The 25,364-nt window shown below is 57.4% G+C and carries 21 protein-coding genes; 12 read left to right on the top strand and 9 right to left on the bottom strand.

Annotated elements, in window-relative coordinates; genetic code table 11:
• Positions 1-6 precede the first annotated feature (6 nt).
• Positions 7-1,395 (top strand): Re/Si-specific NAD(P)(+) transhydrogenase subunit beta, encoded by a 1,389-nt coding sequence (gene pntB / locus AAGR22_RS11375; protein WP_067701716.1) that lies wholly within the window; start codon positions 7-9, stop codon positions 1,393-1,395.
• A gap of 203 nt (positions 1,396-1,598) precedes the next feature.
• On the opposite strand, the gene uspE is transcribed toward pntB, so the two are convergent.
• From uspE to dalD, 5 genes are all read right to left on the bottom strand, one after another.
• Entirely contained in the window at positions 1,599-2,549 is a 951-nt protein-coding gene (uspE, locus tag AAGR22_RS11370; protein WP_345827569.1) for a universal stress protein UspE, read from the bottom strand.
• Positions 2,550-2,714: 165 nt separating this feature from the next.
• Positions 2,715-3,470, bottom strand: a complete 756-nt coding sequence (locus tag AAGR22_RS11365; RefSeq protein ID WP_067701719.1) for an FNR family transcription factor — start codon at positions 3,468-3,470, stop codon at positions 2,715-2,717.
• Between the two features lie 153 nt (positions 3,471-3,623).
• Complete coding sequence (locus AAGR22_RS11360) at positions 3,624-4,913, bottom strand: MFS transporter (RefSeq protein ID WP_067701721.1); 1,290 nt, start codon at positions 4,911-4,913, stop codon at positions 3,624-3,626.
• A 54-nt stretch (positions 4,914-4,967) separates the two neighbouring features.
• Positions 4,968-6,437 (bottom strand): xylulokinase, encoded by a 1,470-nt coding sequence (gene xylB / locus AAGR22_RS11355; protein ID WP_345827568.1) that lies wholly within the window; start codon positions 6,435-6,437, stop codon positions 4,968-4,970.
• On the bottom strand, positions 6,421-7,842 hold the full coding sequence (gene dalD / locus AAGR22_RS11350) for a D-arabinitol 4-dehydrogenase (RefSeq protein ID WP_345831587.1): 1,422 nt from the start codon (positions 7,840-7,842) through the stop codon (positions 6,421-6,423). Before dalD ends, xylB begins: the two co-directional genes overlap by 17 nt.
• 172 nt (positions 7,843-8,014) lie before the next feature.
• On the opposite strand from dalD, the gene AAGR22_RS11345 reads away from it, so the two are divergent.
• From AAGR22_RS11345 to AAGR22_RS11320, 6 genes are all read left to right on the top strand, one after another.
• On the top strand, positions 8,015-8,968 hold the full coding sequence (locus AAGR22_RS11345; protein WP_345827567.1) for a sugar-binding transcriptional regulator: 954 nt from the start codon (positions 8,015-8,017) through the stop codon (positions 8,966-8,968).
• Positions 8,969-9,065: 97 nt separating this feature from the next.
• The gene (smrA, locus tag AAGR22_RS11340) at positions 9,066-9,632 is read left to right on the top strand and encodes a DNA endonuclease SmrA (protein ID WP_345827565.1); all 567 of its coding nucleotides are present in this window, start codon (positions 9,066-9,068) and stop codon (positions 9,630-9,632) included.
• Positions 9,633-9,825: 193 nt separating this feature from the next.
• Positions 9,826-11,148, top strand: a complete 1,323-nt coding sequence (locus AAGR22_RS11335) for an aromatic acid/H+ symport family MFS transporter (protein ID WP_345827563.1) — start codon at positions 9,826-9,828, stop codon at positions 11,146-11,148.
• Positions 11,149-11,239: 91 nt separating this feature from the next.
• Positions 11,240-12,613, top strand: coding sequence for a VOC family protein (locus tag AAGR22_RS11330; protein ID WP_345827561.1), 1,374 nt, complete (start codon positions 11,240-11,242; stop codon positions 12,611-12,613).
• A gap of 113 nt (positions 12,614-12,726) precedes the next feature.
• Positions 12,727-14,259 (top strand): carboxylesterase/lipase family protein, encoded by a 1,533-nt coding sequence (locus AAGR22_RS11325; RefSeq protein ID WP_345827559.1) that lies wholly within the window; start codon positions 12,727-12,729, stop codon positions 14,257-14,259.
• 229 nt (positions 14,260-14,488) lie between these two features.
• Positions 14,489-16,150 carry a methyl-accepting chemotaxis protein gene (locus AAGR22_RS11320; protein WP_345827558.1) on the top strand — a complete coding sequence of 554 codons (1,662 nt, stop codon included), beginning with the start codon at positions 14,489-14,491 and terminating at the stop codon, positions 16,148-16,150.
• On the opposite strand, the gene AAGR22_RS11315 is transcribed toward AAGR22_RS11320, so the two are convergent.
• On the bottom strand, positions 16,147-16,998 hold the full coding sequence (locus AAGR22_RS11315; RefSeq protein WP_345827556.1) for a LysR substrate-binding domain-containing protein: 852 nt from the start codon (positions 16,996-16,998) through the stop codon (positions 16,147-16,149). The two genes, AAGR22_RS11320 and AAGR22_RS11315, sit on opposite strands and share 4 nt — an antisense overlap.
• A 117-nt stretch (positions 16,999-17,115) precedes the next feature.
• On the opposite strand from AAGR22_RS11315, the gene AAGR22_RS11310 reads away from it, so the two are divergent.
• Both AAGR22_RS11310 and AAGR22_RS11305 read left to right on the top strand, forming a co-directional pair.
• On the top strand, positions 17,116-18,285 hold the full coding sequence (locus tag AAGR22_RS11310; protein ID WP_345827554.1) for a methionine aminotransferase: 1,170 nt from the start codon (positions 17,116-17,118) through the stop codon (positions 18,283-18,285).
• 25 nt (positions 18,286-18,310) lie between these two features.
• Positions 18,311-19,084 (top strand): transporter substrate-binding domain-containing protein, encoded by a 774-nt coding sequence (locus tag AAGR22_RS11305; protein ID WP_345827552.1) that lies wholly within the window; start codon positions 18,311-18,313, stop codon positions 19,082-19,084.
• Positions 19,085-19,132: 48 nt separating this feature from the next.
• Here the strand turns inward: AAGR22_RS11305 and pepT are convergent, their stop codons facing one another.
• Both pepT and AAGR22_RS11295 read right to left on the bottom strand, forming a co-directional pair.
• Positions 19,133-20,371: a peptidase T gene (gene pepT / locus AAGR22_RS11300; protein WP_345827551.1), complete on the bottom strand. Its 1,239-nt coding sequence runs from the start codon at positions 20,369-20,371 to the stop codon at positions 19,133-19,135.
• Between the two features lie 50 nt (positions 20,372-20,421).
• Positions 20,422-20,601, bottom strand: coding sequence for a DUF2158 domain-containing protein (locus AAGR22_RS11295; protein ID WP_345827549.1), 180 nt, complete (start codon positions 20,599-20,601; stop codon positions 20,422-20,424).
• A gap of 144 nt (positions 20,602-20,745) precedes the next feature.
• Between AAGR22_RS11295 and AAGR22_RS11290 the strand changes: the two genes are divergently transcribed.
• From AAGR22_RS11290 to AAGR22_RS11280, 3 genes are all read left to right on the top strand, one after another.
• Positions 20,746-21,174: an OsmC family protein gene (locus tag AAGR22_RS11290; protein WP_345827548.1), complete on the top strand. Its 429-nt coding sequence runs from the start codon at positions 20,746-20,748 to the stop codon at positions 21,172-21,174.
• Positions 21,175-21,425: 251 nt separating this feature from the next.
• Positions 21,426-22,670 carry an aromatic amino acid transporter gene (locus tag AAGR22_RS11285; protein ID WP_067701775.1) on the top strand — a complete coding sequence of 415 codons (1,245 nt, stop codon included), beginning with the start codon at positions 21,426-21,428 and terminating at the stop codon, positions 22,668-22,670.
• A 65-nt stretch (positions 22,671-22,735) separates the two neighbouring features.
• Entirely contained in the window at positions 22,736-24,328 is a 1,593-nt protein-coding gene (locus tag AAGR22_RS11280; protein ID WP_067701778.1) for an ABC transporter substrate-binding protein, read from the top strand.
• Positions 24,329-24,341: 13 nt separating this feature from the next.
• Here AAGR22_RS11280 and AAGR22_RS11275 read toward each other — a convergent pair whose 3' ends face one another.
• Positions 24,342-25,265 (bottom strand): LysR family transcriptional regulator, encoded by a 924-nt coding sequence (locus AAGR22_RS11275; protein ID WP_067701781.1) that lies wholly within the window; start codon positions 25,263-25,265, stop codon positions 24,342-24,344.
• Positions 25,266-25,364 lie beyond the last annotated feature (99 nt).

Raw genomic sequence — 25,364 nt, 5'->3', positions numbered from 1 at the left:
TAATCAATGTCTGGCGGATTAGTTACTGCAGCATACATTGTTGCCGCAATTCTTTTTATATGCAGCCTTGCCGGGCTGTCGAAACATGAAACGTCCAAACAGGGGAACCTGTTCGGCATCAGCGGAATGGCCATTGCGCTGCTGGCAACCATACTGGGGCCGGACAGCGGTAGCGTGGGCTGGATCATCGTCGCGATGATTATTGGCGGCACCCTCGGGATCCGTCTGGCGAAGAAGGTTGAAATGACCGAGATGCCGGAGCTGGTGGCGATCTTGCACAGCTTTGTGGGCCTCGCCGCGGTGCTGGTCGGCTTTAACAGCTACCTCGATCATGCCCCCGGTATGGATACCGTGCTGGAAAATATTCATCTTACCGAAGTCTTTATTGGCATCTTTATCGGTGCGGTAACCTTCACCGGTTCAATCGTGGCGTTTGGCAAACTACGGGGCAAAATCTCTTCACGTCCCCTGATGCTGCCTCACCGTCACAAGCTTAATCTGCTGGCGCTGGTAGTATCGCTGTGCCTGCTGATTATCTTTGTGCGCACTGACAGCACGGCGACGCAGGGCTTTGCGCTGGTGGTAATGACCCTGATTGCGCTGGCCTTCGGCTGGCATCTGGTGGCCTCCATCGGTGGCGCAGATATGCCGGTAGTGGTGTCAATGCTAAACTCCTACTCGGGCTGGGCGGCAGCGGCGGCAGGCTTTATGCTGAGCAACGACCTGCTGATTGTCACCGGGGCGCTGGTAGGCTCCAGTGGAGCGATCCTCTCTTACATTATGTGTAAAGCGATGAACCGTTCGTTTATCAGCGTGATTGCGGGTGGCTTTGGTACTGACAGCAGCTCAACCGGTGAAAGCGACGAACAAGGCGAATACCGTGAAATCGACGTGCAGGGCACCGCTGAGCTGTTGAAAAACTCCAGCACGGTCATTATTACCCCCGGCTACGGGATGGCCGTGGCGCAGGCCCAGTACCCGGTAGCTGAAATCACCGCTAAGCTGCGCGCCCTCGGCGTGAAAGTGCGGTTTGGTATTCACCCCGTAGCGGGCCGCCTTCCGGGTCATATGAACGTTCTGCTGGCTGAAGCGCGCGTCCCCTACGACATCGTGCTGGAGATGGATGAGATCAACGACGATTTCAGCGATACCGACACGGTGCTGGTCATTGGCGCTAACGACACGGTAAACCCGGCTGCGCAGGACGATCCTCGCAGCCCCATTGCAGGGATGCCGGTGCTGGAGGTGTGGAAGGCGCATAACGTGGTGGTGTTTAAACGCTCGATGAATACCGGCTATGCCGGTGTGCAGAACCCGCTATTCTTTAAAGAGAATACGCAGATGCTGTTCGGCGATGCTAAAGCCACGGTAGAAGCCATTCTGAAAGCGCTGTAGCGGGCAGGGTGCGGGATGCATTCACCTGGCGTGGATGCATTTAACCACTTTACCTGCGTATTAACGCGTCACAGCAGCTTAACAAGGTTGTTGAGCCGGAAATAAAAGGGAAATGCTTAAGCATTTCCCTTTTTATTGAAGCCTCTGAGATCTGAAGCGTCAGATCTATCCCACACCGATCTTATCCTGCCTCTTTGGGTGCCTTAATCGTCCGAATCGTCGTCCAGTTCAATAGGGGACACAAAGCCATCGGGTTTAATTGCCAGCAGATCGCAGCGAAGGTGATCGATAACCTGTTCAGCGGTATTGCCGAGGAAGGCGGCTGACAGCCCGGTACGGCCAATGGTGCCCAGTACCACTACGCCTGCGTCAAGCTGCTCTGCCAGTCCGGGGATCACATCTTCCGGCAGACCTTTTTCAACGTGGGTAAACTTTTCATCAATGCCAAACTGCTGGCGCAGCGCCTTCATTGCCAGCAGGTGCTGGCCGCGAATGGCATCGTTATAGACGCTGGGGTCAAAGTCGGGCAGCTCAATAGCAATATTGATCGGCGTAACCGGGTAGGCGCCAATAAGATGGACATCGGTATGATTAACCATCTCTGCCAGCTCCAGCGTCTCCTTCACCAGCCGGGTATTCAGCGGGTCGTGATGCGGCTCCTCACTGGCGAGGTTCACGGCAACCACGGCTTTACCGCCCTCCGGCCAGGGCTGGTCTTTCACCATCCACACCGGGCACGGGCACTTACGCAGCAGATGCCAGTCGGTTGGGGTGAAGACCACCGACTGGAGCCTGTCGTGCTGATGTGTCATTTTCAGGACCAGATCGTAATGGTCGTTGAGCACTTCCTGAATAATCGCCTCAAAGGGACGGTTATGCCAGACGACCTTGATATCAATCGTGACCCCGGCATCCAGATAGGCCCGGGCCTGTTCACGTATCCATTCGGTTCGCTGGCTTACCACGCCCTGGCGCATCGTGGATCGTTCATCAGGAGAGAGCAGCGTGGTCATCTCGTAGGAGAAGTCATAAATTGGCAGGAAGGCAGTGATACGGCCTCCCAGGCGCTGATTAAGATAGACAGCACGTCGGAGCGCGGGCTGATCGTCCTGCTGAGGATCGATCGCCACGAGAATGTTTTGATACTTAGCCATAACGGTTTCTCCATACACTGAGCGTGTCAGCTTAAAGATAGCCTAATCAGGTCAGGGGAAGAAGTTAAAAGTTATAGCGGGATCAATATTATAACAAATAATCATAAGCCTGAGGCGTCGCCAGGCTAAGAGGGCGTCGGGCTGGCAGGCCAGCCCGACGAAGGTTCAGGCGATAGCGCGACTCTGACCGGCAAGCTCGGCCAGCAGGTCGTGGTTTTCAATCGTAATGTACTTACCCTTTACCGCCAGCATACCGCTCTTCTGGAAGCGGCCCAGCAGGCGGCTGATCGTTTCTACCGTTAGTCCCAGGTAGTTACCGATATCACCGCGGGTCATGGTCAGACGGAACTCACGCTGCGAAAAACCACGCTGTCCAAAGCGGCGCGACAGGCCGTAAATAAACGCAGCGAGGCGCTCTTCGGCATTTTTCTTCGACAACAGCAGGATCATCTCCTGATCGCCCTTAATCTCGCCGCTCATCAGACGCATCATTTGCTGACGCAGGCTGGGCATCTTACCGGAGAGGTCATCGAGCGTTTCAAAGGGGATCTCACACACCATGGCGGTTTCCAGCGCCTGAGAGAAGCTGGGGTGTTCGCCCATGCTGATGGCATCAAAACCCACCAGGTCACCCGCCAGATGAAAGCCGGTGATCTGCTCGTCACCCTGTTCGGTGATGGTATAGCTCTTAATTGTCCCTGAACGAATAGCATAAAGCGATTTCAGCTCATCGCCTGCCTTAAACAGGGTCTGGCCTTTCTGGATCGGCTTTTTGCGTTCAATGATGTTATCCAGCTGATCGAGCTCGTGTTCGTTCAGCGTGAAGGGGATACAGAGCTGGCTGATGCTGCAATCCTGACAGTGAATTGCACACCCGCCAGACTGAATACGCCTGCTGATAATACGCTTTTCAGGGATCATAGTGATACGCTCGACTGATTATTGACTAAGGTCAATTTTAACATTTTTTAGTTACAAAAAGGAACTCATCAGAGCAGTTTTAGCCACATAAAGCAAAAGGGATAGCCCATATTCAGGCTATCCCTTTACGTAACTTACTGATTCAATGCAGGACTACTTGTTTTGTAGCGGAACGGCTTCGCCATAGCCTTTTGACTCCTGACTTGCCGATATGCGTGCGGGCTGCTCGACGCGGATAATCAGCGTCAAAATCCCTGCAAACAGGTAGAGACCGGTATAGGTCCAGACCACGCCGACGATATCAAAGAAAGGCAGCACCAGCGAAGCGATTGCTGGCGCAAGGAAATTACTGAGACCTGCCGAAAGATTATAAATCGAGATGGCCGCGCCTTTATGCTTTGGTTCCAGCACCGGGAAAACGGCCGTCATCGGCACAAATGCCGCCACGGTAATGCCCAGCATTACGGCGGGTATCATCGCCACCCAATAGTTGTGGCCGAAGGTGACGGGCAGATAATAGAAGGCGAGGCTTGATATCGCACAGCCAAGGCAGCCAAACCAGCGTACCTGGCGGATCCAGCCGATGTATTCGCCCAGCACGCCCCACATAATATTGGTGAAAATGGTGATGAAGAAGAACACCGCCCAGATTTGCAACCACTCCGACATGGTAAAGCCCAGCCTGCCAACAAACAGCAGCGGCATAACCACCGCAAAGCCGAACAGCGAAAGCGTGTTAATGATGCGGATCAGACAGGCAAGGAAAATATTGCGATTGGTGAACAGGATGGTCACTGCCCGCGACAGCTCGGTGAGTTTTTCCCGCGTGGAGAGGTTAGCTTTCTCACTTTCCCCCCCGACGTTACGCAGCAAAAACATCGCCATCAGGCCGCCGACGACCACCCAGGCAATGGCAAACCATAGCGTACCCGTTTCGCCCATCCAGGGAATGGTAAAGCTGGGAAGATAGCTACCGACGCAGCCAATACCAATAGAATACATCGCCCAGAACCACCCCATCGCGGAGGAGAGCCGGTGCTTCGGTACATTCTGCACGACCAGCATGACAAATGAGTAAATAAAAAGCGGATAGGCCAGTCCGCGAATGCCGTAAAACAGCAGCATCAGCGGATAGTTGCGCATTCCCAGTCCCAGGGTCATAAACAGAATATGCATGATCACCCACAGGAAAAAGCCGATACGCATGGCCCGCTGCGGAGTGATAATTTCTGCCACCACCCCGGAGCTCCACGCCGCCAGTGCGGCTGCGGCACCATAAAGGGTAAAGACCAGCGCCGACTGAGACGGGGTAAAGCCCATATCGGTAATATGTTTGGAGAGAAAGGCCATCTCAAAGCCGTCGCCGCTCATAAACACGGCTATAGCGATATAGCCCCAGAACAGAGAGAGCGGCAGTCCGAACCAGTGTTTTTCTGATTTCATAATAATTCCTCTGATGCATGCAGGGCCCGGACGGACATGGCGGCCGGGTAGAGTTTAGAAACCGAGTGCGCGGGCCTCGCGCTGTTGTTGGTAGAGCAGGCGAAAGTGAGCAAGGCGCTTGCGCAGCATCACCTGGCGTCCCGCATCGGGCAGATACCGTTTCAGCTCCGGCGGCTTGCGGCAGACGGTGGTCTGTTCCCCACCATCCGCCAGCCAGCCCAGCCGCGCGGCACCGAGCGCGCCGCCCGCTTCACCGCCCTGGTGGGTTATAATGGGAAGATCCAACACGTCGGCCATCAGCTGTGCCCACCAGGGACTGCGGGCACCGCCGCCCGTCAGGGAACAGCATTCCAGCGAGGTGCCCGCTTCGCTCAGCACTTTCATGCCGTCGGCCATGCCAAAGGTCACGCCCTCCAGCACGGCATAGGCCAGCGCGGCGCGCTGCGTACTGTGCGTCAGGCCATGAAACGAACCCGTGGCATCGGGATCGTTATGCGGCGTGCGTTCGCCCGAAAGATAAGGCAGAAATAGCGGGGCGATCTGCTGCTCGGACAGGCTTAAGGTCGCTACTTCAGAGAGCAGCGTCGTTTCAGATGCACCCAGTAAATCACACAGCCAGCGCAGGGCGCTGGCGGCGGTCAGCATCACGCTCATCTGATGCCAGCGGTCCGGGATGGCATGGCAAAAGGCATGGACCGCAGAGGCGGGATTCGGGCGAAAGCGATCGTTGACGGCAAACAGCACGCCGGAGGTTCCCAGCGAGATAAAAGCATCTCCGGGTTCCACTGCGCCAATGCCTACCGCGCTGGCGGCGTTATCCCCGCCGCCTCCGGCTATAATCACCTCTTCGCTCAGTCCCCAGTTTCGTGCCAGTTCAGCCTTAAGCTTCCCGGCCGGCTGCGATCCCTCGACGAGGCGGGGCATATGGTCACGCGTCAGACCGCAGGCTGCCAGCAGGCTGTCTGACCAGTCACGTCTGGCCACATCCAGCCACAGCGTACCTGCGGCGTCGGACATATCGCTGATTTTTTCACCGCTCATTTTCCAGCGCAGATAGTCTTTTGGCAGCAGCACGCTTGCGGTCTGCGCGAAGATCTGCGGTTCATGCCGTGCCACCCAGAGCAGCTTAGGCGCGGTAAACCCTGGCATGGCGAGGTTGCCCGCGACAGCCGCAAGGTCAGGGGCCATCGCCGTCAGCTCCGTGCACTCCGCCGCGCTGCGGGTGTCGTTCCATAATATACAGGGGCGAAGCACGCGGTTATCTCTGTCCAGCAGCACGGCACCGTGCATCTGGCCCGACAGGCCGATAGCACGTATCTGCGACCACTTGTCACCCACTTTCTGCCGCAGTTCACCTATCGCCTGCTGAGTCGCCTGCCACCACTGTGCCGGATCCTGTTCTGACCAGCGCGGATGAGGGCGCTGGACACTCAGCCTGGCCCCGGCGGTGGCAACCACGTCGCCCCGATCGTTAATCACCAGCGTCTTGATTTCCGAGGTTCCGGCATCAATTCCCAGATACATAATCGACTCCCTCGTCGCTTACCGGCTGGGGCTGTTTTGCCCAGTCGGTCAGGCTGGTTACGGTGTCCTGTAGCAGGGTGGCAAATTCCGCTTTATGGGCGAGGGGACCAAACAGCGTCTCATCGCTGGCAAAACGCTGTAGCGCATCCTCCCGGCCCAGCAGGGCATGCAGTTCGGGCGCATTGAGCGCACCATCCTGATAGGCATACGGGAGTGCCTCAGCGTACCAGCGCTGGAGGAAAAGAAAGAACAGGGCGGGAAGAACCGCGGTTGCACGCGGCGTCTCGCCGCTGGCATAGCGTTCCATTAGCGTGGGGGTGATGAAGCCCGGTATTTTAGAGAGGCCGTCTGCCGCCACGCGCTGGTTGGTGTCACGTATCCAGGGATTCGCAAAGCGGGCCAGCACGACATCACGATACTCTTCAAGGTCAAGCGGGCTGGGCAGAAGCGAGGGGATAACATCCTGCGTGACATACTCCCACGCCATCTCCTTGATCTCCGGAGTTTGCGTACTCTGATGGATGCAGAGCTGCCCCACCAGCGTGCCTGCCCAGGCAATGCAGCTGTGGCTGGCGTTCAATATACGGATTTTCGCCTCTTCCCAGGGCAGAACCGAGTCCACCAGTTCGACGCCGACATTTTCCAGCGCCGGGCGGCCCGCAGCGAAATCATCTTCGATTACCCACTGAATAAACGACTCGGCCATCACCGGTGCGCTGTCGCGAAAGCCGGTGGCCTTCAGCACGCGCGGGGCGATATCGTCGGTCGGGCGAGGAGTGATGCGATCGACCATAGTATTGGGCGACGTGGTCTGGTCACGCACCCAGGCGTACAGCGCCTCCTCTTTGCGCAGCGAAAGGAAGGTCAAAAAGCCCTGGCGGAAGCGCTCACCGTTATGGCGAAGATTGTCACAGTTCAGCAGGGTGACCGGATCCCCGTGCGCGGCCATACGCGCCAGCAGCACGCGGGTCAGCGCACCATACAGGGTACGCGCTTCGCCCTGCAGGTCAGCCTGAATATCGGGATGCTGAGCATCAAGCTGATGATCGTTATCCAGATAGTAGCCGCTCTCCGTCACGGTAAAGGCAATTACGCGCGTTGCCGCATCGGCCCCCTGAGCAATCATCCCTTTCAGCTCAGCGTCCCAGGGGACAATGGTTCTGATCGAACTGATTTTTTCGTAGGCGCGATCCCCTTCCGGCGTCACGGTCTCCAGCACATACTCCCCTTGCTGCGCGGTCAGTGCCGTCAGCAGCGGGACGGCGTCGTCACGAATATTACTCAGTGCAATATGCCACGCTTTGTCTCCCTGTTCGCGCAGGCGGTGGAGATACCAGGCCTGGTGGGCGCGATGGAAAGAGCCAGCACCGATGTGCATCCAGACGGAATGGGTTGAAGCAGTCATCATACTCTCCTGTTAATTGGGCATTTGCTCTCACCATGAGCTTTTGCCTGATGTGCTATAGCCTGCTGTCAAACTGAGCTGTTGTCTGCGGAACCGATCACACAATTTGCTTTTGCCCGAAAGCTGGGCAATTATTCAGAGTAAGCTTAGAAAAAAATTGCAGAGCACACTCATGAGCAAGCACGACAGGAAGCTGGACCAGGCTGCCCGGGCCGCCTGGCTGTACTACGTTGCGGGGGAAACCCAGCATCAGATTGCCGACAAGCTGGGCGTTTCCCGCCAGGTGGCGCAGCGTCTGGTCGCCATGGCCAGCGAGCAGGGACTGGTTAGCGTCACCATTGCGCATCCGGTCGCAGACTGTATGACGCTGGCCGGGCGCCTTAAAACGCGCTTCAAACTCGATTTTTGCCAGGTGGTGCCCTCGTCAGGTGCGGGGCCAGAGGGGCTTCAGCAGATGATTGCCGTGGCAGGGGCGGAGGTGATGGGGCAGACATTAAAGCTCGAAACGCCACAGACCATCGCCGTGGGATCGGGCAGAACGCTGCGTGCCACGATAGATGAATTGCCGCTATTCGATCGTCCGCAACACAGCTGCGTCTCGCTGATTGGCGCGATTGCCAGCGATGGCTCCTGTACCCGCTACGACGTGCCGCTGTGGATGGCGGAGAAAACGCAGGGACGCTATTTTATTCTGCCCGCGCCACTCTACGCCGACAGCGAACAGGATCGCGCGCTGTGGTGCAACCACCGGATCTACCGTACGGTCACCGAGAAAGCCGCGCAGGCGGATGTGCTCTATGTCGGGATCGGGCAGGTTGCGCCTGGCTGTCCGCTCAATGTCGACGGTTTTATCAGCGACGAGCAGGTCGCCATGCTGGAAAAACAGCAGGTAGCCGCCGAAATGCTCGGGCATTTCATCGGTGAGGACGGACAGCGGGTCAGCAGCGATCTGGATGCGCGGCTCACCAGCGTCAGGCTGACCTCCGCCACCTCGCGCAGCGTCATCGCTTTTGCCGGAGGGCAGGAGAAGCATCGGGCAATCTGCGCCGTGCTGAAAGGGGGATGGATATCAGGCCTGGTGACGGACGAAGAGAGCGCCAGATTTGCCCTGGCGGCAGAGGATTAGGGAAAGACGCTCGCCCGGAAGATTTGCTAAACTTGTCCGGCAGTCATTTCCGCGTGAGTCGCCCTCCGCCTCACGCTGACCCCATCGGAGGCATGCCATGACAAATCCTGATGATAACGCGCTGTTCAGAGAGGCAATGGGCGACGTTACGCCGCTGAGTGATGGTGAGAATGTTCTCTGGTTAAGACCTCCCACGCTCACTCCTCCACGATCGCCCGACGACGACACGCCAGATAATCCGCTGATCGACAGCCTGGACGATCTGCTGCCGCTTATCACCCCGCTGGAATATAAAGCCGAAGGGATCCAGCAGGGCGTGCTGGACAAGCTGCGCCAGGGAAAGTATCGCCCCGAGGCCAGCCTGAATCTCATCCGCCAGCCGGTTGAAACCTGTCGTCAGTCGCTCTATCAATTTATGTGCCAGTCGGAAAAGGACAATATTCGCAATCTGTTAATTATTCATGGTAAAGGCCGGAATACGACCTCTCATGCCAATATTGTGCGCAGTTTTCTCTCACGCTGGCTGCAGCAGTTTGAAAACGTCCAGAGTTTCTGTAGTGCACAGGTTCAGCACGGCGGAAGCGGGGCCTGCTACGTGGCGCTGCGTAAAAGTGAACGTGCGCGACTGGATAATCGTGAGCGTCATGCTAAACGCAGCCGCTGATTGATCGGCGTTGTTACAGTAACCCGCGTGACAACGTCACTCTTAGGCATCTTTCCTGGTATGACAAGTATTACTGCACACAAAATGGCCCTATTTATTCAGGAGAAATCGCGCGCAATCCGTTATCATAGCCGGCACTTTTTTGGGGTCACCGCCAGCCGATTGTGACCCGCCGGAACCAGGGAGCGATAACGTGGAGAGCACCGCCGCGATTGATGTACGAACCTTGATTAATGAGGGCAGCTTAAGCCGCTATCAGCAGCGCATTATCCTGCTCAGTTTTGCCGTCGTGGCGATGGACGGCATGGATATCGCCCTGATGGGGTTTATTGCCCCCGCGCTGAAAACGGCATGGGGCGTCAGTACCCAACAGCTGGGGGCGGTGATTGGTGCCGCGCTGGTGGGGCTGGCGTTGGGCGCGATGACGGCAGGCCCGCTGGCGGATCGCTTTGGCCGCCGGGTGATTATCATTAGCAGCGTGCTCTTTTTTGGCCTGCTAACGCTGGCGACGGCGTTTGCGAACACTCCTGAGCAGATGATGTTGTTCCGCTTTCTTACCGGGCTTGGCCTGGGCGCGGCCATGCCAAATGTGGGCACCCTGGTTGCAGAATACTCTCCGGCGCGCAGGCGCGCATTTCTGATCACCGTCGTATTTTGTGGCTTCACCTTCGGTGCGGCAGCAGGCGGCTTTGCCGCATCCTGGCTTATCCCCACGGCTGGCTGGCACGCGGTACTGATTTTGGGTGGCGTGCTGCCGTTAGTCATCGTTCCTTTTTTGCTGAAGTGGCTGCCGGAATCGGTGCAGTTCCTGCTTTCACGCGAGGCGCCTGCGCCGCTGATCCGCCAGATTGTCGAGCAGATGGCGCCGGGAACAACGGGGCCGGACAGCCACTTTGCCTGCGGTGAAAAAAAGCCTGACCGGGGCGCGGTCGGTCTGGTACTGACGCGACCTTACCTGTTTGGCAGCACTATGCTGTGGTGCGGCTACTTTATGGGGCTGTTTCTGGTTTATCTGATCGGCAGCTGGCTGCCGACGCTGATAAAAGACATGGGAATGACGGTGACGCAGGCGGCGCTGGTGACCGCCGTATACCAGGCTGGGGGGACGCTTGGCTCGCTGTTTGCGGGCTGGTTGATGGACCGTTTCAATGCCAATCTGGCGCTGGCGGCGATCTACTTCGTCGGTGCTATCGCCACGGTAGCGATTGGCTATGTGCCCGCGCATACGCTTACGCTGAGCCTGGTCGCCTTCGGCAGCGGTTTTTGCCTGAACGGTGCCAATACCGGAATGAATGCGCTCTCTGCCAGCTACTATCCTACCCATGCCCGGGCAACCGGGTCCAGCTGGATGCATGGAGTGGGGCGCATGGGGGCCATTCTCAGCGCCTTTGTTGGGGCGCAGATGCTGGCGATCGGCTGGCATATCACCGAGGTATTTACCAGTCTGGCCCTCCCGGCGCTGCTGACCACGCTGATGCTGCTGGCAAAATACCGCTATGGCTATCGTCGCGATTAGCCTTGCCGGATCACAGTTTGCTCATTTTTTTCTCTGTGCCGCTGAGTTTCCAGTAATCTGAGCGCATTCCCGCAGCAGAAAAGGTCAGACGATGGCAGACTCATGGGTTTCAGCAGACAGTATCCGCGCCGGGTTCGCCAGCGCGATGTCGGACATGTATCAGCGTGAGGTGCCACAGTACGGCACGCTGCTGAAGCTGGTCGCGCAGGTGAATAGTGAGGTGCTGGAGCAGGATCCGGCGCTGAAAACTCAGCTCGCCGCAGCCGGGGAGCTTTCCCGTCTCAGCGTAGAGCGCCACGGCGCAATACGCGTCGGCACGGCGGCGGAGCTTTCCACGCTGCGTGAACTGTTCGCCATTATGGGTATGTTCCCGGTCGGCTATTACGATCTCTCCCAGGCCGGCGTGCCGGTGCATTCAACGGCCTTCCGGCCCATCGACGATCGCGCGCTCAGTATCAATCCCTTCCGGTTATTTACCTCGCTGCTGCGTCTGGATCTGATTGACGATCCGCATCTGCGGGCAAAAGCCACAGAGGTGCTCGCCGCCCGGGATATTTTCACCGCTGACTGTCGTGAGCTGATTGCCCTGCACCAGCGGCAGGGTGGTTTCAGTCAGGCGCAGGCCAGGGCCTTTATTCACGAATCGCTGGAGACGTTCCGCTGGCATCAGCAAACAACCGTTGATAGCGACACCTATGAGGCGCTGAGCCAGCAGCATCGGTTAATTGCCGATGTTGTCTGTTTCCCCGGCTGCCACATTAACCACCTTACGCCGCGCACGCTGGATATCGATCGCGTGCAGGCACGGATGCCGGAAGTGGGGATCAGCCCCAAAGCGATTATTGAAGGCCCGCCGACACGCCGTGTGGGATTGCTGCTTCGGCAGACCAGCTTTAAAGCGCTGGATGAACCGGTTAACTTTACCGATCGCATCGCGGGCACGCATACCGCGCGTTTTGGCGAGATCGAACAGCGCGGTGTGGCGCTAACCGCTAAAGGACGGGCGCTCTACGACAGATTACTGCAGGAAGCGGGCACTTCCAGTGACAACGTCACGCATCAACAGCGCCTGACGGCAGCATTCACTGCTTTTCCAGATGATGCACGTAAGCTCCGCCAGCAGGGGCTGGCATGGTTTAACTGGGCACTGACCGAGAAAGGCCAGGCCAGTCCCGCAGCGATAGCCGCTGACGCAGACCCTGAAGAACTGATCGATCGCGGCCTGCTTGTTGCCACTCCGATGGTCTATGAAGACTTTCTGCCGGTCAGTGCGGCCGGAATTTTCCAGTCGAATCTCGGTGAACAGGCCCGCGTGCAGGCTCGGGGACGATCTGAACGCGAGGTGTTTGAAGCCGCTCTGGGGGCCGAAGTGGCTGATGAACTCACCCTTTACCAGCAGCGCGAGCAGCAGAGCCTGGGGCGCTGCGGTCTTACCCGTCCGGTCAGTCAGGATGCAGAAGGGTAATGCCAGCCTGCGCCCGTACCGGCGTTTAAGCATAATCTGCAAATAACGCGCTTGAGTGGACTTTGGTCCTGGGTCTGCAAATACTAGTCAGCAGACTTGTTACAGGTGAGATAATGAAAAACGCGCGTTTTATAAGGACAGAGACGGCGGAAGGCCGGCTGAAAGGGGAGCAGGAGAACGATGTTATTGTGTTTCGCGGCATACCCTATGCTGCTCCTCCTGTGGGCGCCCGGCGATGGCAACCCCCTAAGCCGGTCCAGCCCTGGCAGGACGAGCGCGATGCGACGCAGTGGGGCAACGCCAGCTGGCAGAATCGTGATTATTGCTCGGCCATCGGTGGCGGGGACCCGGGTGCACTCAGCGAGGATTGTCTCTATTTAAACGTCTGGACACCCGACCTGACGCCTCCATCTGCGCTGCCGGTAATGGTGTGGATCCACGGTGGGGGATTCGCTATCGGCTCCGGCGGGCTGCCGCCCTACAGTGGCCAGCCGCTGGCCGCGCGCGGCGTGGTGGTGGTGACCCTCAATTACCGACTCGGCCATCTGGGTTTTTTTGCCCATCCGGCGCTGGATAAGGAGTATCAGGCGGGCGAAAACGTTAACAACTTCGGTCTGCTCGATCAAATCGCCGCCCTCCAGTGGGTGCAGCGCAATATCTCGGCCTTTGGCGGTAACCGTGACAACGTCACAGTTTTTGGCGAATCTGCCGGTGCGCGGAGTGTGCTTACCCTGTTTGCCTCTCCGCTGACAACTGGGTTATTCCATAAGGGAATTGCGCAAAGTGCCTATACGCTTGCCGATATGCCTCGCGAAAAGGCGCTGAAGAACGGCGTGGCGGTGGCCGCCCATTTCACATTAAAGGATGCCACGGCGGAGCAGCTGCGCGCGCTCCCGGCGGAAGCGTTTTATCAGCTGGACGGCGCAATGGGAAGCGGGCCGGTGGCGATAGCGGGCGATCGGGTGCTGCCCGTGCCGATGCTGGACGTGTTCAGTGCCGCCCGCCAGCACAGGCTGCCGTTAATGATCGGCAGCAACAGCGATGAAGCCAGCGTACTGAGCTATTTTGGGCTCGATCCGGCAAAGGTGATTGCCGATATCCGCAAAACGCAGCGCATTGGGCTGCGGTTAAAAATGATCCGCCTGCTTTACAGCGGCATCAGTGACGACAGCGAACTGGGCCGCCAGGTTGCGCGTGATATGACCTTCACCACTATGGGACACATCGCCGCGCTGGCACAGCATCGACGGGGGGCACCCGTATGGCGCTACTACTTTGACTACGTCTCAGAAAACGCCCGGGAGATCTATCCGTACGGCACCGCGCATGGCAATGAAATCCCCTACACCATGGATACGCTCACGCCGCTTTCAGCGCAGAGCGAGGAACCGCCTTTTAGCGACGCCGACCGCACATTCGCGCAAAAGGTCAGCGAATACTGGCTGCGCTTCGCCCGCGATGCATCCGCTTCCACTCAGACGCTTTCCGGTGAGGTGACCTGGCCCGCCTGGCAGCCCGGGCAGGATGAGATCATGCGCTTTGGTGAGCAGGGACGCAGCGTCATCAGGCTGGAGAAGCGATTTATGCGGCGGCGCACTCAGCTCTTTCGCCTGCTGGTCAGCAGGATGGTACGCCTGGATGTATAATCAATTAACAAAACAGCCACTTTTTTAAAACAGGTTTTCATTAGCTGAGTGTAACCTTCCATGAATAAACAACTTTAACTACAGTCATTTAACAAATTATCAGGGCAGCTAACGTTCTGACCCATATAGAAAATTAACTCATACTTTGCTCTGACGTGCCGATAAAAGGAGATATGCGTCCCTCAGACTGGGACGAAGGATTCAGTATTCCTTTAGCGTTGGAGAAGTTATGAGATTGTTAAAAGATTTTACCGTCCGAAGCGTTATGCTGTGGGTGCTCGGCCTGTTCTGCCTGTTATGGCTGGGGGTCGGATTGTACAGCGTCTATTCCCTCAGCTCGGTAGGCAAAGGGAATGAGGTCGATCGCCTGCTGGTAAACCAGATGACCACCCTCAGTAAGGGTAACGACCAGTATTTCCGCTTTATCACCCGCCTTACCCGCGCCATTGAATCACGCCAGGCTGGCAGTGCCTCTGCCGCAGCGGATATGGCTTCCGCGCAGAAGGCGCTCGACAGCATGGCGGCGCAGCTTGCCAGTTTCAAAGCCGAAGCGCCCGGCCCCCTCAGCCCGGCCTACGCCAGCACAGTGATCGCCAGCTGGCAGAAACTGCTGGATGAGGGCGTTCTGCCGCAGATGCACCTCGCCCAGCAGCCGTCTCTGGACGAATTTCGTCATCATGCTGCCAGCGTCACGCCGGCACTGAGCCGCGGGTTTGGCGTAACCGTGGATAAATTTAACGTCGCAGCCGGGGAAAAGCTGGATATCACCCGCGTCACGGTCGATCATCTGACCAGGGTAACCAAAACGGTCATTGTTCTGGCCGTCATAATTGGTCTGCTAATTTTGCTGTTTACTGACCGTTACCTCGTCAATATTCTGGTGCGTCCGCTGGAGGGCATTCGCCAGCACTTTCGGCAGATTGCCGAAGGCGATTTGAGCCAGCCCATTGACGATATTGGCCGTAACTGCGTCGGTAAACTGGTGCCCCTGCTGCGAGAGATGCAGGAGAGCCTGCGTAACGCGGTTAGCGCAATTCGCCAGGGTACCGACAGTATTTATCGCGGCGCGACGGAAATTTCATCCGGTAATAACGATCTCTCCTCACGTACCGAACAGCAGGCGGCGGCGCTGGAAGAGACGGCGGCAAGCATGGAACAGCTGACGGCCACGGTGAAGCTCAACGCCGATAATGCCCACCAGGCCAGCGAACTGGCGCAGAACGCGTCGGTTACCGCCGGGAAAGGTGGCAGGCTGGTCGCGGATGTGGTCACCACCATGAAAGGCATCACCGACAGTTCGAATAAAATCGCAGAAATCACCAGCGTGATTAACAGTATTGCCTTCCAGACCAATATCCTCGCGCTGAACGCCGCCGTCGAAGCCGCGCGGGCCGGTGAGCAGGGGCGTGGTTTTGCCGTTGTGGCCAGCGAAGTACGTAATCTGGCGCAGCGCAGCGCAGGTGCGGCGAAGGAGATTGAAACGCTGATCGCAGACTCCGTGAGCCGCATCGACAGCGGATCACGTCTGGTCGGCGAGGCCGGAAGTACCATGGATGAGATGCTGAAATCAGTCGCCGAAGTCACGGAGATCATGAAACAGATCGCCTCGGCCTCGGAAGAGCAGAGCAAAGGGATCTCACAGGTCGGCACCGCCATTACTGAAATGGATAGCGTCACCCAGCAGAATGCCTCGCTGGTTGAACAGGTCTCTGCCGCCGCCAGCTCGCTGGAACGCCAGACCGAGGAGCTGACGCTCTCCGTCTCCCGATTCCGGCTTTCTGCCGGAACGGATGACGATCGTCGCGCGCCGCCGGCGGTCAGAGTCACGCCGGTGAAGCCCGTCTCTGCCGCCAGGTCAGTTGCCGCCGCCGATGAGTGGGTCTCTTTCTAAGGCTGTTGACACAGCCACGCCACCACTTCCGCAAGCTGGGGTGGCGCCTCTTCCTCCGGGCGCTGGATCAGACTGTAGACCGCGCCCGTCTTCACCGTTTCGCGAAAGGGTGCCACCAGCCGGCCCATCGCCAGATCGGACTGGATCAGCGTGATATCGGCTATCGTCACGCCAAACCCCTGGATCGCCGCACCGATCGCCAGATCCATGGTGTCGAAATGCTGGTTGCGCTTCATCATCAGCGCCTGACGCCGCCCGGCCAGCCACAGCGCCCAGTCCCGGCCATCGGCGGTAGGATGCAGAAAGGTAAAACGGGTTAAATCTTCGAACGACAGGCCGCCTGCGGGCAGTAAACTGGGGGCCATCACCGGCGTCAGCACCTCGTCAAACAGACGGTAGCCCGCCACCGACGGTGCGCCGTAAAGGATCGCAGCATCAAAATGTCCCAGGCCTGAGCCGTGGTCAACCGTGGTGGTCAGCGCCACATGGAGTTCGGGACGGGCCTGCTCCAGCGCCACCAGCCGTGGTACCAGCCAGCGCATGGCACAGGTGGGTGCCTTAAGGCGCAGGGTCGTATGCCGGGTGCTGGCCTGCTCAGCGGCCTGTGCGATCTGTTCAAATCCACTTTTGAAAGAGGGAAGCAGGCTGCTGCCCTGCACGGTCAGCCTTAACCCACGGGCGTGCCGCTCGAAGAGAGGGAACCCCAGCCAGTTCTCCAGCGCGGCTATTTTACGGCTCACCGCCCCCTGGGTAATACAGAGCTCCCGTGCCGCGTGGGTTAAATTAAGGTGGCGTGCAGTCACAATAAAGGCATGAATGGCGTTTAACGGCAGCGGACGACGGGGCATAGGGCGTCTCTGAGCAATGTCGAAAAGTCATAGCTATTATGACAACAATTCGCTTGTCGGCTCAAGAGTCCTCACGTTGAATAAAGCATCGCGTTTTTCTCAGTGACCGGAGCGTTAATGACTATCCTCTCAGCCGTACCTCAGCGATCGAAACTGCCGGACGTCGGTACGACCATCTTCTCGGTGATAGGCCAGCTTTCGGCGCAGCATAAGGCGATAAATCTCTCGCAGGGCGCGCCGGATTTTCCCTGCGATCGCGCACTGATTGAGAGTGTTACCCGCGCGATGGAGCAGGGACATAATCAGTACGCGCCGATGACCGGGCTGCTGTCGCTAAAGGAGGCGCTGGCCGACAAGGTTAAGACCCTCTATGGGCAGCAGTACGATACCGACAGCGAAGTGCTGATTACCGCCAGCGCCAGTCAGGGGCTTTACGCCGCGATCGGCGGACTTGTCCACGCCGGAGACGAAGTGATTTTTTTCGAGCCGGCCTTCGACAGCTACGCCCCGGTGGTGCGGCTGCAGGGGGCTACGCCGATTGGGCTGAAGCTGCATCTGCCTGATTTTACGATCAACTGGGATGAGGTGCAGGCAGCTATCACGCCGCGGACCCGAATGATTATTATCAATACGCCGCACAATCCCAGCGCCCAGGTGCTCAGCCCTGAGGATCTCGACCAGCTGGCGCGGCTTCTGCGCCATACCGACATCGTGGTGCTTTCCGACGAGGTATATGAACATATCCTCTTCGACGGGCGTCAGCATCAGGGCATGGCAACCCATGCCGAACTGGCGCAGCGCAGCGTTATCGTCTCATCGTTTGGGAAAACCTTTCACGTCACCGGCTGGCGCGTGGGCTACTGCCTGGCACCCGCCGAACTGATGACCGAGCTGGTCAGGGTGCATCAGTTTATGATGTACGCCGCGGACACACCCATGCAGGTGGCTTTTTCAGAATACCTTCGTCATCCTGATAACTATCTGGGGCTGGGGGCGTTTTACCAGCATAAGCGCGATCTGCTGGCTTCGCTGCTGAAGGCGTCACCTTTCCGCCTGCTGCCGTCGGCGGGATCCTTTTTTATGCTGGCAAGCTATGCAGAATTCAGTGACCTGCCGGACAGTGAAATGGTCAAAAAGCTGATTGTCGAATACGGCGTGGCGACCATCCCACTCTCGGCCTTTTATACCGACGGCACCGACAATAAATTAATCCGTCTCTCGTTCGCTAAAGATGAAGCCACACTGCGCGCGGGCGCCCAGGCGCTGTGCCAGGTAAAGCCGCGCTAATAATTATCAGGGGAAGTTGAAGTTGATGAAGAAGCTGAATGCACTGTTTGTGGTTGCGGGCCTGATCACCTCGATGTCTGCCGCAGCGGATACGCTGCGGTTTGGGCTGGAGTCGGAATATCCCCCGTTCGAGAGTCGCAACGCGGCGGGCGAATTACAGGGATTTGATATTGAACTGGGAAAAGCGGTCTGCCAGGCGGGGAATTTTTCCTGTAGCTGGGTGGAAAGCAGCTTTGATGCGCTGATCCCGGCGCTGGCGGCCAGGAAGTTTGATGCGATCAACTCGGCGATGAATATCACCGAGGCGCGGTTAAAAAGCATTGGTTTTACCCGCCCAATCTATCGTATTCCCAGTCAGCTGATCAGCCGCAAAGGGGCAGGGCTTGCGCCTGACGTTGCGGCGTTAAAGGGCAAAACGATCGGCGTATTGCAGGGTTCCGTACAGGAAACCTTTGCCAGGAAACACTGGGAATCGCAGGGGGTAACCATAACCGCTTATCAGGATCAGAATCAGGTCTATAACGACCTGCTCGCGGGCCGCCTGGACGGCACGCTGGTGATGTCAGCCGCGGGTCAGTCCGGCTTTCTTGATAAGCCTCAGGGCCAGGCCTATGGCTTTGCGGGTAAACCGGTGGAAGACTCGCAGATACTGGGTGTCGGCATAGGATTTGGCCTGCGCAAAGACGACGTCAGGCTGAAACAGCAGCTGGATGCGGCCATCGCCAAGGTGCAGGCTGAGGGTACCGTTACCCGTCTGGCGGCGAAGTTCTTCCCCGGCATTGATGTTGCGGTGAAATAACCCGGTTTGACGGGGTTAAGCCGGGGTTTCCACAGGGATGGCCGAGCATCAACGGCTATCCTGAGCAGCCAGCAGGCAGAGCTTCTCCGCGACCAGGTATGATTTGACGAAGGAGGGCACCGGCAAAAACTCAAACTTTGAGTGGAAGTTATGCGCGCCGGTGAAGAAATTAGGGGTCAGCAGGCCTTTGGCGGATAACGCGGCCCCATCGGTGCCGCCGCGCATCGGGGTGATTTTAGGGACAATATCCAGCTGTTCCAGCGCCGTCAGCAGCAGATCGATCGCCCGTCGATCTTCCCCGATCGCGTTGCTGATATTGCTGTAGGTATCGCTGATGTGCAGGCTGACCTCGCCCGTGGGATACTGTGCGGCAATCTGTGCTGCGATGTCGGCCATCGTCTGCTTGCGCTGCTCAAAGGCACAAAGGTCGAAGTCACGAATCGACGCTTTCACCCGTGCCTCACTGGCGTTGGCGGTCATCTCGTTGAACCACACGTAACCCTCGCGCCCCTCGGTATGCTCTGGTGTTTCGTGGCGATCAAAATGACCGATATAGTCCAGGGCCATCAGCAGAGGGTTAACCAGCACCCCTTTACCGGACATGGGATGTGCCGTCACCCCGGTAAACAGGAGTTCAGCCGATGCGGCGTTGAAGTTCTCATAGACCACTTCGCCCAGCTCGCAGCAGTCAATGGTCCAGGCGAAGTCAACCTTAAAGCGGCGCTCCAGATCCAGCGCCTTAGCGCCGCGCAGGCCAATCTCTTCATCCGGCACGAAGGCGACGACGATATCACCGTGCGGCGCATCCTGCAGATTTTCCATCAGCGTCATCACCACGGTGACCGCCGCTTTATTGTCCGCGCCCAGCACGCTGGTGCCGTCGCTGAAAATAATCTCCTGTCCCTGATAAGCCTCGATCTCCGGGTGTTCCTCCCGGCGCAGCCAGATATCCTGCCCGGCGTTCAGGCAGAGATCCTTACCCTCATAGCGCAGCGTCTGCGGATGAATATGAGGCGAGAGGCCGACGTCAACCGTATCAATATGGGTGATAAAGCCGATGCGCGGCGCAGACGGGCAGTTGCCGGGCTTGACGGCGGTGACCGTGGCGAATTCGTCGATAACAACGTCCCGCAGGCCCATCGTTCGCAGCTCGCTGGCCAGCAGCTGGGCCATATCATGCTGCCCGGGCGTGCTCGGCAGCGTCGTCGCCGCGGCATTGCTCTGGCTGGTGACGGCAAGGTAGCGATAAAAACGGGTGGTAAGCTGTTCAGCCAGGCGCTGCGGCATTTGGCACTCCCTTATGGATTAATGGAAAGTGAAAACGGGGGAAGGTGAATTCAGCACACGCCGAAGTCGCCCTCTTCGTGATACGGATTAACCGAATCGGCGGCCACCTCAATGGCTTTTCTGTCGGCATCATCAACGCGTGCGCAGGTCAGGGTGATATCCCCTGCCTGCAAAACAACCATCTTAGGGCCGCCGGTTTTAGACTGAACGATATCGCCTTGCGTAAACATACTTTGATTCCTTACAGAAGAGTGGGATTGAGTAGCAACCCTCTAATTAATGGTCAAAGAACGGCCATTTGCAAGCCCGGCCCGAGCGAAGTGCTGAGAAGCTACTATACTGAATCCCATTGATAAACACACAGGAGGATAATCATGACCATTCATAAGAAAGGGCAGGCACACTGGGAAGGCGATATTAAAAAAGGCAAAGGCACCATCACCACCGAAAGCGGTGCGCTGAAAGAGCAGCCTTATGGTTTCAATACTCGCTTTGAAGGCAAACCCGGTACTAACCCTGAAGAACTGATTGGTGCCGCTCATTCGGCCTGTTTTTCCATGGCGCTTTCACTGATGCTGGGCAACGAAGGTTATGTGCCTGAAAGCATTGATACCGTGGCGAATGTCTCACTGGATAAAGTCGGTGACGGCTTCAAAATTACCAAAATTGCGCTGGAAAGCCAGGTTAAACTGCCGGGTATCGACAGCGAAACGTTTGATAAAATCATCAATCAGGCCAAGCAGGGCTGTCCGGTGTCTCAGCTGATTAGCGCTGAAATCACGCTGGATTATAAGCTGAACTAACTGCCCGTTAGGTTCATTTCCCCGCCCGTCCCGGCGGGGTTAACTCCCTTCACATTATTCACCACTTGATCTTGTCTACACGCCTTTCATCCCTTGTGCTTGCGCACTCACAATCTGTCATTCCCTGCCAAACGCGATACGTCATCAGTCATACCCTGGAGAATCAAACCTTATCCCCAAAGCCTTTTTGTGGCAGGATACGCCTGCCTGCGTCCCAGGTGACAAAGAGTTAATTTCACTAAGGTTTCTATATGACAGATTCGGCCATTTCCTCGCATCGCCCCTCAGTATGGTGGGGTGCCATGATTATCTGCGGCACGGTAGTGGGGGCGGGCATGTTTACCCTGCCGGTAGTGATGGCCGGGGCATGGTTTGGCTGGTCGGTTTTAGTCCTGCTGGGCAGCTGGGCAAGCATGCTCTTTTCAGGTCTGCTGTTTCTGAAGGCTGCCCGCTATTACAAGCCCGGTGAAGGCTACAACACGCTTACCCACGACCTGTTGGGCCGACGATGGGCAGCGATTAACGCGATCAGCATTCTGTTTGTGCTCGGTATCCTCACCTATGCCTATATATCAGCCAGCGGTCCGGTCTATCAGCACTCGTTAAACCTGGCGGGCCTGTCGGTCACCCAGGGCGAGGCGAAGATACTGCTGACCTGCTGCGTGGGGGCGGTGGTCTGTCTGGGAACGAAAGAGGTCAGCCGCCTGATGACCTTCTGTCTGTTAGCCAAAATCGTACTGCTGGTGATCCTCTTCGGCGGCTTACTGATGCAGGTGAAACTGCCGGTACTCCTTAACAGCGAAGGGGCCTCTGCCGCTTACTGGCCCTACGTTTTAGCCGTGGTGCCGTTCTGCCTCGCGTCGTTTGGCTACCACGGCAATATTGCGGGACTTAATCAGTACTACGCAGGCGATCGCAGGCAGGTAGGGAAAGCCCTTATTTTTGGCACATCGCTGGCGCTGGTTATCTACCTGTTCTGGCTGACCGCGACGATGGGAAATTTGCCCCGCGCTGAATTTCCGGCGATTATCGCCCAGGGGGGAGATATTGAGGCCCTGCTGGAGGCGCTGCACAACCACCTTCCGGCGGGTGGGCTTCAGCTGCTGATGAATGTTTTTTCTCACTTTGCCGTTCTCTGCTCTTTCCTCGGCGTCACCTCCGGGCTGTTTGATTTCATCGCCGACCGGTTAAAACTGGGGCGCTCGTTTCTGCAACGGCTGAAGGTCTGCGCGCTAACCTTTTTACCCCCGCTGCTGGCTTCGCTGTGGTTCCCCGACGGTTTCCTTGCCGCCATTGGCTATGCGGGCCTGCTGGCGACCGTCTGGGCTGTTTTTATCCCCGCATTCCTGGCGATCAAGGCCCGGCAGAAATTCGCGCCGGGCGTGGCGCACAGCCGGTGGGAAAAAATAATCATCGTTACCGTCATCGCTTTTGGTACAGTAAATCTCGCGGCCTGGCTTTTGAACAAAGCCAGCCTGCTGCCGCTTTATCAGTAATTAACTCAGTCAGTCAGTGGATTGTTGTTGCGTCAGGGACAAAAAATCATAACGAGAGGGTATAAATGAAAAAGTCGGTATTGAGAGCGGCCGTTGCTGCGCTGGCACTGGCCGCTGCCTCAGGCGCTGCGGCGAAAACGCTGGTCTATTGTTCAGAAGGGTCACCCGAAAACTTCAACCCCCAGCTCTACACCTCCGGCACCAGCGTGGATGCCAGCGCGGTGCCCATTTACAACCGACTGGTCGATTTTAAGCCGGGCACTACCGAGCTTATCCCCAGCCTGGCGGAGCGCTGGGACATCAGCCCGGATGGCAGGATCTACACCTTTCACCTGCGCAAAGGGGTGAAGTTTCAGAGCAACAAAGCGTTCAGGCCCTCACGCGACTTTAACGCCGACGATGTGATCTTCTCGTTTATGCGACAGAAAGATCCGCAAAACCCCTACCATAACGTCTCAAACGGCGTCTATTCCAACTTTGAAAGCCTGGAATTGGGTTCGCTGATCCAAAGTATTGAGAAAGTAGACGATAACACCGTGCGCTTTACGCTGGCACATGCTGAATCCCCCTTTCTTGCCGATCTGGCGTGGTACTTTGCCTCGATGCTCTCGGCAGAATACGCCGATGCGATGTTAAAGGCCGGCACGCCGGAGAAGGTGGATAGCGATCCGATCGGCACCGGACCTTTTGAGCTGGTGCAGTATCAGAAGGACTCACGCATTCTTTTCCGGGCGTTTCCTGACTACTGGCAGGGCAGAGCAAAACTGGATCGGCTGATCTTCTCCATTACGCCGGATGCGTCGGTACGCTTCGCACGACTGGAAAAAAATGAATGCCAGGTGATGCCGTTTCCTAATCCGGCAGATCTGAAACGCATCGGCGAAAACAAAGATATTACCCTGATGCAGAAGGCCGGGCTGAACACCGGGTTCCTGGCCTTTAACACCCGTAAACCGCCGCTGGACAATGTGAAGGTGCGTCAGGCGTTAACGATGGCGATAGATAAAACGGCGATTATTCACGCGGTGTTTCAGGGAAGCGGCACCGTAGCGAAAAACCTGCTGCCACCCGGCGTCTGGAGTGCTGACCAGGACCTTAAGGATTATGATTACGATCCCGAAAAGGCCAAAGCGCTGCTGAAAGAGGCTGGCATCGCGCCCGGCACGGCGATTGATCTGTGGGCGATGCCCGTTCAGCGACCTTATAATCCTAATGCCCGCCGGATGGCGGAGATGATTCAGGCAGACTGGGCGAAAATTGGCATCAAAGCCAATATCGTCAGCTTTGAATGGGGTGAGTACCTTAAACGGGTGAAGGATGGCGAGCATCAGGCCGCGCTGATGGGCTGGACGACGGCGACGGGCGATCCCGATAACTTCTTTGGCCCGCTGTTCAGCTGTACGTCGGCCAACGGCGGCTCTAACTCTTCAAAGTGGTGCTATAAGCCTTTCGATACGCTCATTAGCGAAGCCCGCGTGGAGCCCGATCATAACAAACGCATCGCGCTGTACCGTCAGGCCCAGCAGATTATGCACGATCAGGCCCCTGCGGTAATGATTGCTCATTCGACAATCTTTGAGCCGGTGCGCAAAGAGGTCAGCGGCTATCAGATTGACCCTTTCGGTAAGCATATCTTCTATGGTGTCGATATCAAATAACGCTAAGGGGGAGTCAGTAACCGTACTCGCGACGCAGACTCTGGCTCTCCTCCAGTAGCTGCTGGCTGACGAAAGCCAGAAACAGCTGAAGCGCCGCCGACCGCTGGCGGCCCACCACCGTCTGAACCTGTAGGGTACGCTGGGTAAGCTGATCGATACCCAGCGAGCGCAGGATCAGGCCCTGTTTACGCGCCTGAAAGAGCACGGTGAAGGGGCTGCAAATGGTCACCGCCAGCGGGTTTTGCTGCATAAAGCTGTACAGCGTACCAAAGTTACCGCACACCATGACCGGTTCAATAAAGGTTCCGCTCATCTGGCAGCTGAGGTCGAACAGCTGCCGCACCGTTGAACCCCGATCCGGCAGGGCGACGGGAAAGGCAGAGAGGTCCGTCAGTCGGAAAGGACGCCCGGCGAGAGGGTGAGATGCCTGCATCACCATCAGCACCGGCGCAGGATAAGAGGCCACCACATCCACCCCTTTTTCGGGATGCAGGCTGAACTGAAAAGCGATGTCACATTCCCCCTGACGGAGCGTCTCAGCCACCTGACCAGCCGATCCAACCGTGAGGGTAAAGCTGACCGCCGGATTCTGCTGGCGAAAGCGTGAGCAGAGCGTCGGCAGCAGATCCCATGCCATCCCCTCGGTACAGGCCAGCCGCAGCGCGGTGCGGCGTACCGCTTTTAACCCCTTTATTTCCGCCAGTGCATGTTCCATATCCAGCAGGCTTCGCCGGACGTGGTTTTCAAAGATTTTCCCCGCATCGTTCAACACCATGCCTCTGGCATGCCTGTCAAAAAGCGGCGTGCCGATATCGGCTTCCAGCCGCTGGATCTGTCGGCTGATAGCCGAAACCGCAACAAACAGCTGCTGGCTGGCGGCACTGAGCGAACCACAGCTGGCGACCGCCAGAAAATAACGAATTTCAGTGCTCTGCATGGTCGTGCCTCATTCAGGTGCATGCCTGTTCACTGTGCAATTAACCTTTGCTTTTAGAGCAAGGCTTATTTGATATTTTGATAATTGTGGCAAAGCGGG

The sequence above is a fragment of the Erwinia sp. HDF1-3R genome, from assembly GCF_039621855.1.
Lineage (GTDB): Bacteria > Pseudomonadota > Gammaproteobacteria > Enterobacterales > Enterobacteriaceae > Erwinia.
The sequence above is the reverse complement of the archived record's forward strand: the minus strand, read 5'-3'. Positions and strand labels throughout refer to the sequence as shown.

Excerpts from the sequence above, each read along its gene's own strand:
- pntB (WP_067701716.1), top strand. The coding sequence starts at position 7 with ATGTCTGGCGGATTAGTTACTGCAGCATACATTGTTGCCGCAATTCTT.
- uspE (WP_345827569.1), bottom strand. The coding sequence starts at position 2,549 with ATGGCTAAGTATCAAAACATTCTCGTGGCGATCGATCCTCAGCAGGAC.
- AAGR22_RS11365 (WP_067701719.1), bottom strand. The coding sequence starts at position 3,470 with ATGATCCCTGAAAAGCGTATTATCAGCAGGCGTATTCAGTCTGGCGGG.
- AAGR22_RS11360 (WP_067701721.1), bottom strand. The coding sequence starts at position 4,913 with ATGAAATCAGAAAAACACTGGTTCGGACTGCCGCTCTCTCTGTTCTGG.
- xylB (WP_345827568.1), bottom strand. The coding sequence starts at position 6,437 with ATGTATCTGGGAATTGATGCCGGAACCTCGGAAATCAAGACGCTGGTG.
- dalD (WP_345831587.1), bottom strand. The coding sequence starts at position 7,842 with ATGACTGCTTCAACCCATTCCGTCTGGATGCACATCGGTGCTGGCTCT.
- AAGR22_RS11345 (WP_345827567.1), top strand. The coding sequence starts at position 8,015 with ATGAGCAAGCACGACAGGAAGCTGGACCAGGCTGCCCGGGCCGCCTGG.
- smrA (WP_345827565.1), top strand. The coding sequence starts at position 9,066 with ATGACAAATCCTGATGATAACGCGCTGTTCAGAGAGGCAATGGGCGAC.
- AAGR22_RS11330 (WP_345827561.1), top strand. The coding sequence starts at position 11,240 with ATGGCAGACTCATGGGTTTCAGCAGACAGTATCCGCGCCGGGTTCGCC.
- AAGR22_RS11325 (WP_345827559.1), top strand. The coding sequence starts at position 12,727 with ATGAAAAACGCGCGTTTTATAAGGACAGAGACGGCGGAAGGCCGGCTG.
- AAGR22_RS11320 (WP_345827558.1), top strand. The coding sequence starts at position 14,489 with ATGAGATTGTTAAAAGATTTTACCGTCCGAAGCGTTATGCTGTGGGTG.
- AAGR22_RS11315 (WP_345827556.1), bottom strand. The coding sequence starts at position 16,998 with ATGCCCCGTCGTCCGCTGCCGTTAAACGCCATTCATGCCTTTATTGTG.
- AAGR22_RS11310 (WP_345827554.1), top strand. The coding sequence starts at position 17,116 with ATGACTATCCTCTCAGCCGTACCTCAGCGATCGAAACTGCCGGACGTC.
- AAGR22_RS11305 (WP_345827552.1), top strand. The coding sequence starts at position 18,311 with ATGAAGAAGCTGAATGCACTGTTTGTGGTTGCGGGCCTGATCACCTCG.
- pepT (WP_345827551.1), bottom strand. The coding sequence starts at position 20,371 with ATGCCGCAGCGCCTGGCTGAACAGCTTACCACCCGTTTTTATCGCTAC.
- AAGR22_RS11295 (WP_345827549.1), bottom strand. The coding sequence starts at position 20,601 with ATGTTTACGCAAGGCGATATCGTTCAGTCTAAAACCGGCGGCCCTAAG.
- AAGR22_RS11290 (WP_345827548.1), top strand. The coding sequence starts at position 20,746 with ATGACCATTCATAAGAAAGGGCAGGCACACTGGGAAGGCGATATTAAA.
- AAGR22_RS11285 (WP_067701775.1), top strand. The coding sequence starts at position 21,426 with ATGACAGATTCGGCCATTTCCTCGCATCGCCCCTCAGTATGGTGGGGT.
- AAGR22_RS11280 (WP_067701778.1), top strand. The coding sequence starts at position 22,736 with ATGAAAAAGTCGGTATTGAGAGCGGCCGTTGCTGCGCTGGCACTGGCC.
- AAGR22_RS11275 (WP_067701781.1), bottom strand. The coding sequence starts at position 25,265 with ATGCAGAGCACTGAAATTCGTTATTTTCTGGCGGTCGCCAGCTGTGGT.